Below are 14,857 nucleotides of genomic sequence, written 5' to 3' on the forward strand. Positions count from 1 at the left end.
AATTAAGCTCCCTTCTGAACTTTGGATTTAATGGCTGGCGAAACGATCACCTGACCATTTTTCGCACCTGGTACGGCACCTTTGACCAGCAACAGCTGACGGTCGGCATCGATACGGGCGATTTCGAGATTCTGTACGGTACGATTCACGTCACCGAGGTGACCGGTCATGCGCTTACCAGGGAAAACACGACCTGGATCCTGCGCCATACCGATGGAACCTGGCACGTTGTGCGAACGCGAGTTACCGTGCGTTGCGCGGCCGGAAGCGAAGTGGTAACGCTTGATAACGCCGGCGTAGCCCTTACCGATCGTGACGCCTTGGACGTCGATCTTCTGACCGACTTCGAACAGGGAAGCAGCAACAACGTCGCCAGCTTTCAGTTCGGCAGCTTTACCAGCGTCAACGCGGAATTCGCGCAACATGGTGCCTGCTTCGACGCCAGCTTTGGCGTGGTGACCCGCAACAGCTTTGGTCACGCGGGAAGCGCGACGTTGACCGAATGCGACCTGAACAGCGGAGTAACCATCTGTTTCAGGGGTTTTGATTTGTGCGACACGGTTGTTCGACACGTCCAGAACGGTGACAGGGATCGAGTCCCCTTCATCCGTAAAGATGCGCATCATTCCAACCTTGCGACCGAGAAGGCCTAGGCTCATTTTTTCTCCATTCCCACCTGCGATTGGGCGGGGCTGACTGTTTAACTACCAAGTAAAGGACAGATTCAAAAACACACGAATCCATACCGAAGCCGGCTAGGATAGCATGCAAAAAGGCTTGACGCAACAACTTAGTTGGGGTTATGTCGATGTGTTGTGCAGCGGCGGATGCGGAGGTGTTGCGAGGGGCGCAAGCGGGGTGTTTTACGGGGTCAAATGCGTGGGGAAACGCGTAAAACCTGCGGGTTTCGCTATCTCATGATCCGTCGTTCCCGCCGAGTGCCGCCTTGGCGCGGGAAGTCGTTTCTGGCAATGCCAGGAACGACGGCCTGGAGGCTGGCGCTCTGGCGAGCTACCTTGCCAGCGGCCGTCCGCCCGACCCGATCCGCAAGCGCAGCCAGAACTGCGCCAGCCGCTCCCACCAGCTGCGCCGGACCCGGCCGGTGCGCAGGCGCGTCTCGCCCGCCATCGGCACGGCCATTTCCCAGCGCACCGGATAGATATTCACGCGCTTGGTATACCTGCTCAGCAGCGCGGTGGTCTCGATCCCGGCAAAATCGAGGTGCCGGTCCAGCAGGAACACGAACATCGGCTCGACATGCTGCTTCTTGCCGCGCGTGCTGACCTCCACGCAGGACGGCAGGATCACGCCATCGCTCAAGGTGGTGTTGGCGGCCACAATATAATGACCCAACGGGTCGAGCGGCACCGCGTCCAGGCTGGTCGGGCGCACGAACGACTCCCCATTGCCCAGGTTGACCTCCTCGTCGATCGCCCATTCCCAGATGGGATAGGCGGCAAAGTCGGCATGCGTGACCTTGCGGATGGAGCGGCGGATAGCAAGATCTGGGGTCATGGACGGGGCGGCATAGCTTCGAGGTAACGGGTCCAGTTTACGGCCAGCGCTGATTTCTGTCCAGCAACGCCCAGCTGGCGTGACCGGAAAACCTCAAAACAAAAATTTAAGACTTGCCTACCAATCAAGTGCGCCCATATACAGGCTGGCAAGCACGTTGTATATTACGACCGGAAATTGCAACACTGTAATTTTGTTATCGTGCGCCACTGCGTTGGCGTGAAGTGCCCTCAACCCGTTACAAGGAGTTATACATGGCAATCAGTTTGCAAAAAGGCGGCAACGTCAACCTGAGCAAGGAAGCGCCGGGACTGACCAAGGTCGTCATCGGCCTCGGCTGGGATCCACGCGCGACCGACGGCAGCGCCTTCGACCTCGACGGCAGCGCCTTCATGCTCAAGGCGGACGGCAAGGTTCGCGCCGACGCCGACTTCATTTTCTACAACAACCTCAAATCGAGCGATGGTTCGGTGGTGCACGGCGGTGACAACACCTCGGGCGCGGGCGACGGCGACGACGAGCAGGTGCGCATCGACCTGAGCGCGGTGCCGGCCGAGATCGACAAGGTATCGTTCTGCGTGACCATTCACGAAGCCGAAACGCGCAAGCAGAATTTCGGCATGGTCGGCAAGGCCTACATCCGCTGCCTGAACGCCGAAGGCGACAAGGAACTGGCCCGTTACGACCTGTCGGAAGACGGTTCGACCGAAACGGCGATGATCTTCGGCGAGCTGTATCGCGCCGGCGCGGAATGGAAGTTCAAGGCCATTGGCCAGGGCTTCAAGGGCGGCCTGGGGCCACTGGCCAAGTCGTTCGGCGTCAACGCCTAAAGCACGACCCGCTGGTCCGCGCCCGCAAGGATGGCTGCTTCAGGGCGGCGCCTTGCGGGCGTTGTGACGTGTGGGGGATGCGTATGCATGAGTGCGGCCCGTGAGCGTGCCGGGCCGCCATCCCTCCCCCGTCGTTCCTGCTCCCCAGCCCGTCGTTCCCGCGCAGGCGGGAACGACGGTTTCGAGGGTGACGGCCAATATACCGGCGCCGTTTACCCAACTCTTCCTCTTACCTGATAGCGCGGACACCATGGAAAACTTATCACGCGGGCAGCGTCTGCCGCTGGCCGGCATCGCTCCCAACGGCACCTTCGATATCGGCCTGAACGCCGCCGGCCTGCGGCTCGACTTCGCCTGCTTCGGCCTGGGCACCGACGGCAAGCTGCTCGATGAGTCGTACATGACCTTCTTCAACCAGCCGCGCACGCCCTGCGGTGGCGCCGAACTGATCGACATCCCCGGCGACCTGCTCGGTTTCCGCATCGATACCCGCCTGCTGCCCGCCAACATCGACCAACTGGCGATCACCGCCAGCGTCGACGGCGACGGCACCATGTCCCAGCTCTCCAGCGGCTACCTGCGCCTGCTCGCCGGCACCGAAGAAAATGCGCGCTTCGCCTTTTCCGGCGCCGATTTTGCCCAGGAACGCGCCATCATGCTCGGCAACCTGTACCGCAAGGATGGCCAGTGGCGCTTCATGGCCGTCGGCCAGGGCTTCAACGGCGGCCTCGACGCGCTGGTGGCCCACTTCGGCGGCGCCGTGGCCGCCCCCGCGCCGGTCGCCGCCCCGGCATCCCGCCCGGCCGCCGAAGCGGGCCGCGTCTCGCTCGAAAAACGCATCGCCAGCAGCGCGCCCCACCTGGTCAGCCTGGTCAAGCACGCCACCGTCTCGCTGGAAAAAGTGGGCCTGGCCAAGCACTGCGCCAAGGTCGCCCTGGTACTCGACATTTCCGGCTCCATGGGCTCGCTCTACCGCAAGGGCCTGGTACAACAATTTGCCGACCGCATCCTGGCCCTGGGCTGCAAGTTCGACGACGATGGCGAAATCGACGTCTTCCTGTTCGGCTCCAAGGTGCACCAGCCGGCGCCCATGAACCTCGGCAACGCGCGCGCCTACATCCGCGACGTCGTCGAAGCCCACCCGCTCGAAGGCGACACCCGCTACGGCCGCGCGATGGAAGCGGTGCGCCGCTTTTACTTTCCGGATTCCCAGGGCGGCGAGCGCAAGAGCGCAGTGGCGGCACCCCTGCCGGTATTCGTCATGTTCGTCACCGATGGCGGCACCTCCGACAAGCCGCTCACCGAGAAACAGTTGCGCTGGGCTAGCTACGAACCGATCTTCTGGCAATTCATGGGCATCGGCAAGGGCAAGAAATCGAAAAGCAAGAAACTGCTCCAGTTCGCCGACTCCGACTTCCCCTTCCTGGAACAGCTCGACGAGCTTTCCGGACGCCTGCTCGACAATGCCGGCTACTTTTCGGTCAGCTCGCCCGACGAACATTCCGACGCCGAACTGTACGACCTGCTCATGGCAGAATACCCGGGCTGGATAACGCTGGCAAAACAACACCGGCTGCTTCCCTAAAATAGCAGCAGCAACAATCACGATTCATTAAGAAAGCAAACATGCGTGTCTGGTTCAACAGGACGTTCTCGTCCGTGTACGCGGCAATCGGCCTCATCCGCGAAGCCGATCTGGAAGGCCGTTTCCATCTCATTTACACCAATGCCAATCCGCACGCCACCGCCGGCCGCGTGGCCCACGAATTCTTCGTCGAACCGACCGGCCTGGACAACGCCGCCTACATCGACTGGTGCCTGGAATTTTGCCGCGAGCACCGGGTCGACATCTTCATCCCCGGCCGCCTGTCGAGCGAGCTGGCCAGCGCCCATGCGCGCTTTGAAGCCCAGGGCACGCGCGTACTGAGCGCCGCCTCGCAGGAACAGCTCGAACTGATCCACGACAAGGCGCGTTTCTACGCCACCACCAACCTGCCCGGCGCGCCGGTGGCCGAATTCCGCGTATTCGAGAACGTCGCCCAGTTCGACACCGCCTACGCCGACCTGCGCGCCCGTTATCCCAAGCTGTGCGTCAAGCCCTCGCGCTCGGTGTACGGCCTGGGCTTTGCCATCCTCGACGAGGAACGCAGCAGCGCCGCCCTGCTGCTGGCCGGCGCCGAATATCATATCGGCCGCGACGACATGCGCCGCGGCCTGGCCGAGCTGGGCGAATTCCGCACCATGCTGCTGATGGCCTACCTCGACGGCGTCGAATACAGCGTCGACTGCGTGGGCGACAACGGCCGCCTGGTGTGCGCGGTAGCGCGCAAGAAGCCGATGAAGGCCGGGAACGGCCAGTTGATCGACATGCGCGAGGACATCTCGCAAGCGACCGCCGAACTGGCCCGCATCCACGGCCTGAACGGCGTATTCAACGTCCAGTTCCGCGAAGGCGACGGCAAGCTGCACCTGCTCGAAATCAATCCGCGCATGTCGGGCGGCATCGGCATGGCCTGCGTGGCCGGCCCCAACCTGCCCTACATCGCCCTGTGCGGCTTTGCCGACGGATTCGACAAGGTGACCGTGCCGCCGGTACGCGACGGCATCCGCGTGGCCGAACTGAGCTCCCCGGCCGAGCTGACCTCGGTGGACTTGCTGTGAGCATGCCCGAGCGCCACCGCCTGAGCCTGCCCACCGGCGAGCTCGAACTCGACATCCACGACAGCGCCTTCGCGCTGGACGACGTGATGGGCTTTGCCGCGCGCGCCAACGCCAAGCGCGGCTTCCTGTTCCTGAGCAAGGTGCTGGGCAAGCACTGGCCGGTCACGCCCGCCATGATGCGCAAGGTCCACGTCAGCCTGGCCGATACCGTGCCCGAACTGCCCGGCCCGGTGGTCTTCATCGCCATGGCCGAAACCGCCATTGGCCTGGGCCAGGGCGTGTTCGAAGCCTGGCTGGCCGCCCATCCCGGGCGTGAGGGCCTGTTCCTGCACACCTCGCGCTACCGGGTGGGCGAGGCCCCCATCATCGAATTCGAGGAAGCGCACAGCCACGCCCCGCGCCAGTTCCTGCACATGCCGCCGGACGCGCACACGCGCGAACTGCTCTTGCATGCCAAGGCCCTGGTGCTGGTCGACGATGAAGCGAGCACCGGCAACACCTTCCTCAACCTGACCGACGCCTGCCGCAAGCTCAATCCCGGCATCGCCCACGTGCACCTGGCGACGATTACCAACTTCATGGGCGCGACCGCCACCGCCGCCCTGTCCGAGCGCTTCGGCTTGCCGGTGACGATGGGCGCGCCGGTCAGCGGCGAATACCGCTTCACCCCCGGCCAGCTGGCCAGCGCCAGCGCCCCGGCCCAGCTGTTCGATGGGTCCGCCGACCGTGGCGCCAGCGGCGAGTTCGGCCGCTACGGCCTGCACCGCGCCCTCACCATCCCAAGCGGCCTGGCCGAGCGCCTGGCGGGCGCTGTCAAGCCGGGCGAGCGCGTGCTGGTGCTGGGCACGGGCGAATTCATGCACCCGTCCTACCTGCTCGGCGCGGCCCTGGAACGCCTTGGCGTGGATGTCGTTGTGCAATCGACCACACGTTCGCCGATCCTGACCTGGGGCGCCGTGAAAGCCGCGCTCACGTTCCCGGACAATTATGGGGAGGGTGTCGCCAATTTCCTGTATAACGTCACCCCCGGCCAATACGAGCACGTATTCATTTGCCACGAAACCGCGCCAAAACAGGCGCTGCTGGACCTTGCAGACACGCTCAAAGCGCGCCTGCTCCACTTTAAGACCGAGACCCATGTTGAAGAAGTTTCATAAATTCCTGTTCGCCGACCTGGATGACACCCTGTTCCAGTCGCTCGAAAAGTGCGAGGGCCGCGGCCTGCCGATCGAAGCGGCCGCCTTCCTCAAGGATGGCAGCCCGATTTCGTACACCACGCCCGGCCAGCGCGCCTTTCTCGCCTTTGCCCAGGATGGCATGACGATGATCCCGACCACGGCGCGCAACCTGAACGCGTTCCAGCGCGTGGGCATCGACTTCCACAGCTACGCGGTGCTCGACTACGGCGGCATCGTGCTGCTGCCGGACGGCAGCGTCGACCAGGAATGGCTGGACCACATGCGCAGCGCCATGCAAGCCGCCCTGCCCGGCCTGCAAGAACTTGCCGGGCTGATCGACGCCTGGGCCGAGCGCACCGGTTTCGGCAACCGCGCGCGCCTGATCGAGGATTTCGGCACGCCCTTCTACCTGGTGGTCAAGGACCCGCAAAAAATCGCGGCCAAGCTGGAGCCGATCGAGCGCGAGGTGGTCCAGCCATGGATCAACGAGGGCAATCGCGACTACTTCATCCATCGCAACGGCAACAACCTGGCGATCTTGCCGAAGGCGTTGAACAAATCGCACGCGGTGGCGCACGTGAGCGCGCGCCTGCGCGCCGAACATGGCGATATCCTGACGTTTGGCATGGGCGACAGCAAATCGGACGCGCGCTTCATGGCCGCCTGCGACTACGCCATCGTGCCGAGCCGCACCCAGCTCGCCGGCCTGACCCTGGAGACCCTATGAATTTTTCCGGCAGTTACCGTTCGGACGACGTCAGCTTCCTGCTCAAGCCGCTGGCGATGCAGGATTTCGTCGATGTCCCGGAAAAGGAATTCCTGATCCAGTCGGGCCAGCGCCACTACAGCGAAATGCTCTCGCCCGAATCGCTGCCGTCCGAGCGCTACCTGGCGGTATTCCGCGAAGCCTGCGCCGCCAACACGGCGCGCATGGCGCGCGACTGCCTGACCCTGGCCGGTTTGATCAGCCAGCGGCGCAGCGGCCCGGTGACCCTGGTCTCGCTGGCGCGCGCCGGCACCCCGGTCGGCGTGGTGTTGAACCACCTGCTGCCCAAGGTGTGCGGCCGCGCCAGCACCCATTACTCGGTCTCGATCATCCGCGACCGCGGCATCGACCAGGTCGCGCTGGAGCACATCCTGGCGCAGGGCCACGCGCCCGAATCGATCGTCTTCATCGATGGCTGGACCGGCAAGGGCGTGATTTCGCGCGAATTGTCCGCCGCCATCGACGGCTTCAACAGCCGCCGTGGCACGGCGATTGACGGCGGCCTGTACGTGCTGTCCGACCTGGCCGGCAGCGCCGCCTGCGCCGCCTCCTGCGACGACTATCTGATTCCGTCGAGCATACTGAACGCCACCGTGTCCGGCCTGATCAGCCGTTCGATCCTGAACGAGGCAATCGGGCCAGGCGACTTCCACGGCTGCGTGTACTATCAGCAGTTCGAGGCGCACGACCAGTCGCAAAGCTTCGCCGACGGCCTGGTGGCCGCCGCGCTGGAGATTGCCGCCGCCGATGGCGCGCAGCAGGTGCAAGCGGTCGACCGCGAGCAGGCCGGCGCCGTCTCGCGCGCCTACATGCTGGCGGCGCTGGACCAGCATGGCATTAGCGACGTCAACATGATCAAGCCCGGCATCGGCGAAGCGACCCGCGTATTGCTGCGGCGCAGCCCGCGTCTCTTGATCCTGCGCGACGCCGGCGCGCCCGATGTGGCCCACCTGGCCCTGCTGGCGCAGGAAAAGAATATCCCTGTGATCGTCGACCGCGCGTTGCCGTATCACGCCGTTTCATTGATCAGGAGTGCACTCGATGGTTAAGTCGATGGGAGCGTCGCTGTACGTGCCGGCGAATCACAAATACCTGATGGAGGTGGCCAATGGCCAGCGCATGGGGCACGTGCGCTCGCTGATTTTCTGCACCGAGGACGCGGTCGCCGACGCCGACCTGAGCTGGGCGCTGTTCAACCTGTCCGTGGTGCTGGCCAATATGCGCAGCGAAGGCACGGCCGAGCGCTTCGTGCGCGTGCGCAATCCCGAGGTCATGGCAAGGGTACTGGCCATGCCGGGCGCCGACAAGCTGGCCGGCTTCGTGATCCCGAAAGCGACGCGCGCCAACTTCGACGCCTACTTCAAGCAGATCCGCAACACCGACCACATGCTGATGCCCACGCTGGAAACGGCGGAAGTATTCAACGACTGGGAAATGCGGCAATTTCGCAAGATGCTCGAAGCGCCCGGCGTGCGCCAGCGCATCCTGGCGCTGCGCATCGGCGGCAACGACCTGCTGGCCCTGCTGGGCCTGCGCCGTCCGCGCACCATGACCCTGTACCGCACGCCCCTGGGACCGGTGATCGCGCGCCTGGTCACCATCTTCCGCCCCTACGGTTTCGTGCTGACCGCGCCCGTGTTCGAGCACCTCGACCTGCCCGAACTGCTCGACCAGGAAGTGGCGGAGGATCTGGCCCACGGCATGGTCGGCAAGACCGCCATCCACCCGAGCCAGATCGCGCCCATCGAGCAGCACTACCGGGTCAAGCCGAACGACCTGGCGGCCGCCCGTGCCATTCTCGACGTCGACGCGCCGGCCGTGTTCAAGATGCATAATTCCATGTGCGAAGTGGCCACCCACCGCGCCTGGGCCGAACGCACCATCGAACAATCGAACGTGTTTGGCGCGCATCACGACCACCCTCCGATGAGCCCGGCAATTCCACGGGAACTTTGAACCTGACTTGAGTGAAAAGGACGCTATCGTGACAAATTTTTCGCGCGGACAAAAAGGCAAGCTGGCCGACCTGGGCCTGGCGGCGCCCTTCCAGGTGGTGCTCGATATCGACAGCGCCGGGCTGGTGATCGACATTTCCTGCTTCGGCCTCGACAGCGCCGACAAGCTCTCGGACGAGCGCTACATGGTGTTCTACAACCAGCTGGCCAGCCCCGCCAATGAAATCAGCATGACCATGGCCGGGCGCGCCGCCAGCTTCGCCGTCAAGCTCGACGCGCTGCCAGCCTCGATCGCCAAGCTGGTGTTCGTGGCCGCCATCGATGGCAGCGGCACCATGCGCAATGTGGGCGCCAGCAGCCTGAAACTCGGCGAGAGCGTGCAATTCCCCTGGTCGGGTGCCGATTTCCAGGATGAAAAAGCCGTCATCGTCGGCGAAATCTACCGTAAAGACGGCATCTGGCGCTTCGGCGCGGTCGGCCAGGGCTTCAACGGCGGCCTGTCGGCCCTGCTCAAGCATTTCGGCGGCACCGAAGCGACCCCGGGCGCCGCGCCCACGCCGCCGGCCCCCGTGCCGGTTCCGCCCGCGCCCCAGCAGCAACAGCCGGTATCGCTCTCGAAAGTCACGCTCGACAAGCGCGGCGACAAGGTCTCGCTCGACAAGCGCGGCGGCAGCAAGGGCTTCGGCCGCATCCACGTCAACCTGAACTGGAACCGCAGCGCCACGAGCGCCACCGGCAAGGGCATCGACCTCGACCTCGGCTGCATGTACGAGCTGGCCGATGGCCGTCCGGGCCTGGTACAGGCGCTGGGCAATGTCTGGGGCGACTTCGACCGTCCACCGTACATGCGGCTGGCGGCCGACGACCGCACCGGGCAATCGGCCGAAGGTGAAAACCTGGCCATCAACGGCGACCACTTCCACCAACTGAAGCGCGCCCTGATCTTCGCCTTCATCTACGAGGGCGCGCCGAACTGGGCCGCCACCGATGGCGTGGTGACCATCAAGATGCCCGACCAGGCGCCGATCGAAGTGCGGCTCGACCAGGGCGGCAACCAGATGATGTGCGCGATTGCCATGATCGAAAACCGCGGCGGCAGCATGCAGGTGACCAAGCTGGCCGACTACTTTTCCCAGCAAGGCCGCGAAAGCGGGCACGAGCTGATGGACCGCCGCTTCGGCTTCGGCCTGCGCTGGACCACCGGCTCGAAAGACTGAAGCACCGCGCCGCCGGCGCTGCCCATGGCAGCCGCCCGGCGCTCCCCGGCCGCAGAACTTTTCGTGCCGGAACGGGTCTTAACAGCATCGACGCGCGATGTCAGGCACGCCAGAGGCCGAGCGCTTCCGCGCTGCCGTACCTGCGTCCCCCCCGTACCCGGAGAGCTCATCCGATGGACGACGCATGCAGACCCAGATGATCCGCCGCGCTGGCGAGATCGTCTTGCTCGCCACGATCTATTACATTACCGCCCGCCTGGGCTTGCTGCTGGCGCTCCCGCCCGGCTACGCCGCACCGATCTGGCCCGCCGCCGGCATTGCGCTGGGCGCCGTGCTGATCTGTGGCAATCGGGTCGCGCCGGGCATCTGGATCGGCTCGTTTTTATGCAATGTCGCGGTCTCCTTCGATGCCGGCAGCACCGCCCTGCTCGTGAAATCGCTGCTCTTGCCAGCCATTCTCGGCATGGGCGCCACCGCGCAAGCCATTGCCGGCGGCTACCTGATACGCCGTTTCGTCGGTTTCCCGATGCCGCTCGACCGGGCCCGGGACGTGATCAAGTTTCTCGGCCTGGGCGGACCGCTCAGTTGCATTATCGGCGCCAGCGTGGGCGCGACCGTCCTGTTCCTTGCCGGCACCTTGCCGGCGGAAAGTTATGCCTTCATCTGGTGGGCCTGGTGGTTCGGCGACGCCATCGGCGTCCTGGTCACCACGCCGCTGATGCTGACCTGGTTCGGGCAGCCGCAAGCGCTCTGGCGACGCCGGCGCAAGACCGTGGCGCTTCCCATCTGCCTGGCATTGGTGGTCATCGTTGGCGTGTTCAGCGGCGCCAAGGAACCGTATTTTTCGCCCCCGCATCTGCGCATCGCCTGGTCCGTGCTTGCCGGCGGGCTGATGTTTGCCGGCTTGCTCGGGGCGTTCCTGCTCGTGACCAGCGGCCACGCCATGCTGATCGAGCAACTGGTCGCCCAACGCACGCATGACCTGGAGCGCACCCGCCAGGCCGAGCAGGCCGCGCGCCAGCTCGCCGCCATCGTCACCTCGTCCGAGGACGCCATCATCGGCAAGACGCTCGACGGCACCATCGTCAGCTGGAACGCCGGTGCCGCGCGCATGTACGGCTACAGTGCCGCCGAAATTCTCGGCCGGCCGATGTCGGTCCTGACCCCGCCCGAGCTGGCTGGCGAGATGCCGGCCATCCTGGCGCGCCTGCGGCGGGGCGAGCGGATCGACCACCTCGAAACGGCGCAGCTGCGCAAGGATGGGGGCCGCATCGCGGTCTCGCTCACCATCTCGCCGATCCGGGACGCCGACGGCATGGTAACGGGCGTATCGGCGATTGCGCGCGACATCAGCGAGCGCAAGCGCGCCGAGGAAGCGCTGCGCGACAGGGAGGCGCGCATCCGGCGCCTGGTGGACGCCAACATTATCGGCATCTTCATCGGCGATATGAGCGGGCGCATCAGTGAAGCGAACGACGCCTTCCTGAAGATTTCCGGCTATTCCAGGGAAGACGTGCTCTCGGGAAAATTGCTATGGAACAACATGACCCCGCCGCAATACGATGCGGCCGATGCGCATGCCCTTGAGGAACTCAAGAACACCGGACGGTGCACGCCCTATGAGAAGGAGTTGATGCGCAAGGATGGCAGCCTGATTCCGGTGTTGCTGGCCAGTGCCTTGTTCGAGGGGGCGCAGGATGAGGGCGTCAGCTTCGTGCTCGACCTGACCGAACGCCGCCAGGCCGACGAGCGCATCCACCACATGGCCGACCATGATGCCTTGACTGGATTGCCAAATCGCACGCTCTTGCAGGACCGCATGCACCAGGCGATCGCCTTTGCCCATCGCAACCGGCGCCGGGTGGCGATCCTGTTCATCGATCTCGATTATTTCAAGAACATCAACGACTCGCTGGGCCACCACATCGGCGATCAAGTGTTAAAAATGGCGGCCATCCGATTGCAGCAATGCCTGCGCGAAGGCGATAGCGTGGCGCGGCTGGGCGGCGACGAATTCGTCCTCATCCTGCCCTTGCTCGATGACAGCAGCGATGCCGCGCGGGTGGCGCGCAAGGCGCTCGATAGCCTGACCCAGCCGTTCAGTGTCGAACTCAAGCAGTTGCACCTGGGCGGCAGCATCGGCATCAGCCTGTATCCCGACGACGGCCACGATGTCGACTCCCTGATGCGCGCCGCCGATACCGCGATGTACCATGCCAAGGAAATGGGGCGCGGCAATTTCCAGTTCTTCACCGCCGCGCTCAACCAGGCGGTGCAGCGGCGCCTGGACGTCAGCCAGCGCTTGCGCCAGGCCCTGGCGCACGATGAATTCATCCTGCATTACCAGCCGCAGGTGAAGATGGAGAGCGGCATCATTTTTTCCGCCGAAGCGCTGCTGCGCTGGCAGCCGCCGGGGACCGAGCCGATTTCCTGCGGCGACTTCATCGCCAACGCGGAAGAGTCCGGCCTGATCGTGCCGATCGGCGAGTGGGTGTTGCGCCAGGCTTGCCGGCAACTGAAAGCCTGGCACGCCGCCGGCCATCCGCAACTGAAAATGGCCGTCAACCTGTCGCCCCGCCAACTCGAACAAGCGAATTTTTGCTCCCTGGTCGGGCAAATCCTGGACGAGGAAGGCCTTCCCGCCACCGCCCTCGAACTGGAGATTACCGAAAGCATCCTGATGCAGCGCAGCGAATACAATCTCGCCATGCTGAACCAGTTGAGCGACATGGGCATCCAGCTATCGGTCGACGACTTCGGCACAGGCTATTCCAGCCTGGCTTACCTGCAGCGCTTTCCTGTGCATTCGCTCAAGATCGACCAATCGTTCGTGCGCGACATCGGCACCGACCAGAATGACACGGCGCTGGTCACGGCCATCATCGCCATGGCGGCCAGCCTGCAACTGGAAGTGATCGCCGAAGGGGTGGAAACCCTGCCTCAGGCAGAGTTTCTCATGGCGCATGGCTGCGCGGCCGCCCAGGGGTTTTATTACAGCAAAGCCGTGCGCGCGGATGCATTCTCGGCATTGTTCGGCGACACCTTCGCCTGCACCATGCAGCGCCCTCGTTGAAGGTGCTGCCGGGTCCAGCCCGGGAATGCGGCCTGCGCGCCGCTGGACCCGTCCTTGGGCGGATCCGGGTCCGCTCCTCAGTTCCCGCTTGGCTCCGGGGATGGCTCCGCCTTGCCGATCTGATACCAGTCCACCTTGCGGGTAGCGACCATGATCGCGCCCAGCACCGCGAACAGCAGGATACTGCCCAGCACCAGCGCATTATTCTCCGAGCTCAGCAAGCCATACAGCGCACCGTAGAGCACGGTCAGCGCCAGGCCGAAGCCCACGCCGCGCACCCGGTTGCGCAGCACGAAACTGAGGTAAAACCCCAGCAGCAGGATGCAGGCCGTGCTGGCGATCAGGTAGGCCACGACGAAGCGGATATGTTCCGACAAGCCCACCAGCAGCAGGAAGAACAGCACCAGCGCCAGGCCGACCAGCAGGTACTGGATCGGGTGAATCGGCAAGCGCTTGAGGATTTCAAAGATAAAGAAGGCGGCAAAGGTCAGCGCCACGAACAGCAAACCGTATTTGGTGGCGCGCTCGGCCAGCGAATAGGCGTTCACCGGTTCGATGAAGGCCACGCTGAAGCGGTCGGCGCGGCCATCGCCATCGGCTGTGGGAGCGCGCGCGGCCGGGGTGGCGTTCGCGGCCGCCGCAGTGCCATCCTGCAGGGCGCGCAGCTGCTGCTGGGTGGCGCTCGACAGCGACGAGATCGACCAGTTGGCCTTGAAGCCATCGTCGCTGATGCTGCGGTCCTTGGTCGATGGCAGGAAACGGCCGCCGAATTGCGGATGCGGCCACTTCGATGTCAGCGTGATCTGGTTATTGCGCGCGACGGGCGAGAAATGCTGGCGTTCGATGCCATCGAGATTGAGGTTGAACGCGAAGTTGACGCGGCCGCCCTGTTCCATCTCCATGGGTGGCAGATCGGCATGCAAGCCGCTGCCAAGGGCGACGCTGCCGGTTCCCTGCTGGAATTCGATCGGCTGCTTGCCCCAGGTAATGCTCGGAATATTACGGATGCCACGCACATCCTCGATCCCGACCGCGATGCTGGCCTGGCCCACGGTAATGCGCGAGAGCGAATTGGCGCGCGGCAGGGATGACTTGAGCGGCAAGTCGAAGTTGCCCGACAGCGCGTGCTGGCCGCTGTAATACAAGACCCGGTGGATGCCGCGATAACGGTAATCGGTATCGAAGCGGCCATCGATCGTTAGCTGGTTCGGAAACACCAGGTGCACCCGGCTGACCGAGCGCCGCACGGTTTCGGGCTTGCTGGCGGCATCGCTGGTGGCGGGCACGGTCACATCGAATTCATCGGTGTACGGAATGACCATGATGGGACCGGTGATCGACTGTTCGCGCACCGAATCGGCGGCGATGCTGGCCACGGCCTGGGCGCGGAACTCGGAACGGTCGTTGATGGTCCCCTGGATCATCGCCAACAGCAGGCAGATCACCAGCGTGAGTGCCAGGATGGCGAGTATTTTGTACAGCAGTGTTTTTTGCATGAAAGCTCCCGATTGGTGGTGGAACCAGTATAGGGAACGTGTATGCGCTGCAGATGCGCTGCGTGTGAAGTCGCCCGCATGAAAGTTTCCCAACCGGGGTCAGCAACTAAACCGGGGTCTGACCTCTGATTAGCAACGTTTTTGTTGCTAATCAGAGGTCAGACCC

Annotated in this window: 12 protein-coding genes; 9 read left to right on the forward strand and 3 right to left on the reverse strand. The window is 64.2% G+C overall.

Features of this window, described 5'->3' with window-relative positions; genetic code table 11:
* Window positions 1–2 precede the first annotated feature (2 nt).
* Window positions 3–659: a 50S ribosomal protein L3 gene (gene rplC, locus F2P44_RS00160; RefSeq protein WP_166870758.1), complete on the reverse strand. Its 657-nt coding sequence runs from the start codon at window positions 657–659 to the stop codon at window positions 3–5.
* Between the two features lie 352 nt (window positions 660–1,011).
* A complete protein-coding gene (locus F2P44_RS00165) occupies window positions 1,012–1,515 on the reverse strand; it encodes a hypothetical protein (protein WP_167083927.1) in 504 nt (167 codons plus the stop codon).
* 254 nt (window positions 1,516–1,769) lie between these two features.
* Between F2P44_RS00165 and F2P44_RS00170 the strand changes: the two genes are divergently transcribed.
* The 9 genes from F2P44_RS00170 to F2P44_RS00210 all read left to right on the forward strand — a co-directional run bounded on the left by F2P44_RS00170 (window position 1,770) and on the right by F2P44_RS00210 (window position 13,195).
* Window positions 1,770–2,345: a TerD family protein gene (locus F2P44_RS00170; protein ID WP_167083929.1), complete on the forward strand. Its 576-nt coding sequence runs from the start codon at window positions 1,770–1,772 to the stop codon at window positions 2,343–2,345.
* Window positions 2,346–2,595: 250 nt separating this feature from the next.
* On the forward strand, window positions 2,596–3,930 hold the full coding sequence (locus F2P44_RS00175) for a VWA domain-containing protein (protein WP_167083931.1): 1,335 nt from the start codon (window positions 2,596–2,598) through the stop codon (window positions 3,928–3,930).
* Window positions 3,931–3,971: 41 nt separating this feature from the next.
* Window positions 3,972–5,006, forward strand: a complete 1,035-nt coding sequence (locus tag F2P44_RS00180) for an ATP-grasp domain-containing protein (RefSeq protein ID WP_167083933.1) — start codon at window positions 3,972–3,974, stop codon at window positions 5,004–5,006.
* Window positions 5,007–5,008: 2 nt separating this feature from the next.
* Window positions 5,009–6,163, forward strand: a complete 1,155-nt coding sequence (locus F2P44_RS00185) for a phosphoribosyltransferase domain-containing protein (protein WP_167083935.1) — start codon at window positions 5,009–5,011, stop codon at window positions 6,161–6,163.
* Window positions 6,144–6,911 (forward strand): HAD family hydrolase, encoded by a 768-nt coding sequence (locus F2P44_RS00190; protein ID WP_167083937.1) that lies wholly within the window; start codon window positions 6,144–6,146, stop codon window positions 6,909–6,911. Before F2P44_RS00185 ends, F2P44_RS00190 begins: the two co-directional genes overlap by 20 nt.
* Window positions 6,908–7,999: a cysteine protease StiP family protein gene (locus tag F2P44_RS00195; protein WP_167083939.1), complete on the forward strand. Its 1,092-nt coding sequence runs from the start codon at window positions 6,908–6,910 to the stop codon at window positions 7,997–7,999. Before F2P44_RS00190 ends, F2P44_RS00195 begins: the two co-directional genes overlap by 4 nt.
* Window positions 7,992–8,906, forward strand: a complete 915-nt coding sequence (locus tag F2P44_RS00200) for an HpcH/HpaI aldolase/citrate lyase family protein (RefSeq protein WP_167083941.1) — start codon at window positions 7,992–7,994, stop codon at window positions 8,904–8,906. The genes F2P44_RS00195 and F2P44_RS00200 overlap by 8 nt, the downstream gene beginning before the upstream one ends.
* A gap of 28 nt (window positions 8,907–8,934) precedes the next feature.
* Window positions 8,935–10,122, forward strand: a complete 1,188-nt coding sequence (locus F2P44_RS00205; protein WP_167083943.1) for a TerD family protein — start codon at window positions 8,935–8,937, stop codon at window positions 10,120–10,122.
* A 184-nt stretch (window positions 10,123–10,306) separates the two neighbouring features.
* Window positions 10,307–13,195 (forward strand): bifunctional diguanylate cyclase/phosphodiesterase, encoded by a 2,889-nt coding sequence (locus F2P44_RS00210; RefSeq protein ID WP_167083945.1) that lies wholly within the window; start codon window positions 10,307–10,309, stop codon window positions 13,193–13,195.
* 77 nt (window positions 13,196–13,272) lie between these two features.
* Here the strand turns inward: F2P44_RS00210 and creD are convergent, their stop codons facing one another.
* The gene (creD, locus tag F2P44_RS00215; RefSeq protein WP_167083947.1) at window positions 13,273–14,691 is read right to left on the reverse strand and encodes a cell envelope integrity protein CreD; all 1,419 of its coding nucleotides are present in this window, start codon (window positions 14,689–14,691) and stop codon (window positions 13,273–13,275) included.
* Window positions 14,692–14,857: the final 166 nt, after the last annotated feature.

The sequence above is a fragment of the Massilia frigida genome (genome assembly GCF_011682175.1).
GTDB lineage: Bacteria > Pseudomonadota > Gammaproteobacteria > Burkholderiales > Burkholderiaceae_D > Telluria_A > Telluria_A frigida.